Here is a 2704-nt window from a genome sequence, read left to right on the forward strand (position 1 = left end):
GAGGACGACTGCGATACCGCCGCCACGCGGGGTCGGGACCTGGTGCGAGGACCGCGCAGTGACCTCGTCGATCGCCGCCATCCGGCGCATGCCGACGATGACGATCGGGGTCGCCGCAAGGGTGACGATGCACGCGGCGGCCGACGCTTCGAGCATGCCGTTCCTCCGGGTCTGACACTTCGGATGGGCGAGGCCGATGTTCATCGCTGAATGTAATGCATCAACTACACTGCGCAGCATGATGCGAGCGTGGGCGCCCCCGACGCCCTCACTTCCCCCGGTCGTACCGAAGACTCGGGCCGACACGCCGGTACGAGCCGACACGCCGGTACGGGTCCGCGAGTGGGTGCGAGTCCGCCTGCCGGCGCCGACCGTCGGCCGGTGCGGCGGCGCCCCAGTGACGCGGTGAAGCAGGTGGTGTGGTGAAGCAGGTGGTGTGGTGAAGCAGGTGGTGCAGGCGGCGTCCGGCGGGGCGGTGCGCGTCGTCGACGTTCCCGTGCCGGTCATCGGTCCGACCGAGGTGCTGGTGGCGACCGTTGCGACGATCGTGTCCGCCGGCACGGAACGTGCCGTTACCACGCTCGCCCGCTCTGGGCTGCTGACCAAGGCGCGGGCCCGTCCGGACCTTGTCCGCAAGGTCGCGGAGAAGGCGAGGACCGACGGTCTCATCCCGGCCGCGCGTTCGGTCCGGGATCGGCTCGGCGCCGACGTCCCCCTCGGCTACAGCGGATGTGGTCGCGTCGTCGAGGTGGGCTCCGCGGTCGACCGCATCCGCCCCGGTGACCTCGTCGCCACGGGTGGGGCCGGGCGCGCCAACCACGCCGAGTTCCAGGCCGTTCCCGGGCTGCTCTGCGCCCGGGTTCCGGACGGGGCCGACCCGGGGGCGGCGGCGTTCGCCACGATCGGCTCCATCGCCCTGCACGGGCTGCGCCTGGCGGAGGTGGGTCCCGGGGCGAAGGTGGTGGTCGTCGGGCTGGGGCTGGTCGGTCAGCTCGCCGCCCGGCTCGCGCTCGCCAGCGGATGTGACGTCGCCGGCATCGATCTTGCCGATCTTCCGTTGGTCACCGCCGGGGCGAGCGGTGTCCGTGCGCTGCGGGAGTCCGGCGAGGCCACCACCGCCGCGGTCCGCGCCTGGAGCCGGGGCCGTGGTGCCGACGCGGTCCTCATCTGCGCCGCTGGTCGCTCGGCGGAACCGGTCATGCGGGCCACCGCGCTGGCCCGGGACCGGGCGCAGCTGGTCGTGGTGGGTGACGTCGGACTGGGCCTGCTGCGCGCGCCGTTCTACGACAAGGAGCTGACGCTGCGCTTCGCCCGCTCCTACGGGCCGGGGCGGTACGAGCGTGGCTACGAGGACTGGGGGGTTGACTACCCGGCCGGGCAGGTCCGCTGGACCGAGGGACGCAACCAGGAGGCCGTGCTCGACCTGCTCGCGGCCGACCGGCTGCAAGTTGATGATCTCGTCACCCACGCTTTTCCGATCGACGCGGCGCCGCGGGCCTACGAGATCGTCGCCACCCGTAGCGAGCCGTACCTGGGGATCCGTTTCGACTACCCGGCGTCGGCTGCCCCCGAACAGGCCGCCCCCGAACAGGCCGGGTCCGCGGTGGCCGGGACCGCACCGGCGCACAGCGCGGGCCTGGCCCGGGACCGGTCGGTCAGCCCGCGGCCGCGGGTGCCCCGCCAGCGATCCGCCCCAGCGGGACGTCGGGGCAGTCGGGTCGGCTGGATCGGGGCCGGGACGTTCTCCGGATCGGTTCTGCTGCCCGCGTTCCGGGCGGCCGGGTTCGACCAGTTGGTCACGGTGGCCTCCGCCGGTGGCCGGTCGGCCAGGGCCTTCGCGGACCGGCACGGGTTCGCCGGGGCGGTGGCCGGCGCCGACGCCGTGCTGGACGACGACGACGTCGACGTGGTCGTCATCGCGACGCCGCATGAGACACATGCCAACCTCGCCGCCCGGGCCCTGGAAGGCGGTCGGCACGTATGGTGCGAGAAGCCGCTCGCGCTGAGCCTCGACGAGCTCAACCGGGTGGAGAAGGCGGCGGCGACCGGCGGCGGGGTGCTTGTCGTCGGCTACAACCGGCGTTTTTCTCCGGCGGTCACCGCAGCCCGCGCGGCGCTGGCCGACCGGGACGGTCCTCTCACGTTGAGCTATCGGATCGCCGCCGGGCCGGTGCCGGCCGACCACTGGTACAACGACCGGGTCCAGGGTGGCCGGCTGCTCGGCGAGGTCTGCCACTTCGTCGACACCTGCGCCGCGCTCGCCGGCAGCGACGTGGACATGGTGACGGCGCTTGCCGGGCGGGAGGCCGAGCTGTTGCTTGCTCCCGATGTGGCGGTCACGCTCCGGCATGCCGACGGTTCCCTGTCGGCCATCTCCTACAGTTCCGCCCGTCCCCGCGGAGTGCGTAAGGAGCATCTCGAGGCGCTGGCGGGCAGCCGGCACGTCCGCATCGACGATTACCGCGAACTGGTGATCGATGGACGTTCCGCCTGGAAGGGGCCGCAGGACAAGGGGCATCGTGCCGCCGCGGCGGCCTTCCTGCGGATGTGCCGCGGCAGCGACACCGGTGTCACCGCGGAGCTGCTCGCCTCGAGCCGGGCGACCCTCGCGGCCGCTGACGCGCTCGGTGCCGAGGTACCGCGAAGCCCGGCCCGGATGGGTTCCTGAACAGCCGGGAACCGGCCGAAGATTTTTTTGACGAAA

General features: G+C 72.9%; 1 protein-coding gene. It reads left to right on the forward strand.

Annotated features, from left to right (window positions below):
* Positions 1–439 precede the first annotated feature (439 nt).
* The gene (locus tag AC08OQ_RS19100) at positions 440–2668 is read left to right on the forward strand and encodes a bi-domain-containing oxidoreductase (RefSeq protein ID WP_476601273.1); all 2229 of its coding nucleotides are present in this window, start codon (positions 440–442) and stop codon (positions 2666–2668) included.
* Positions 2669–2704: the final 36 nt, after the last annotated feature.

It is taken from the genome of Frankia sp. CcCS3 (genome assembly GCF_977927575.1).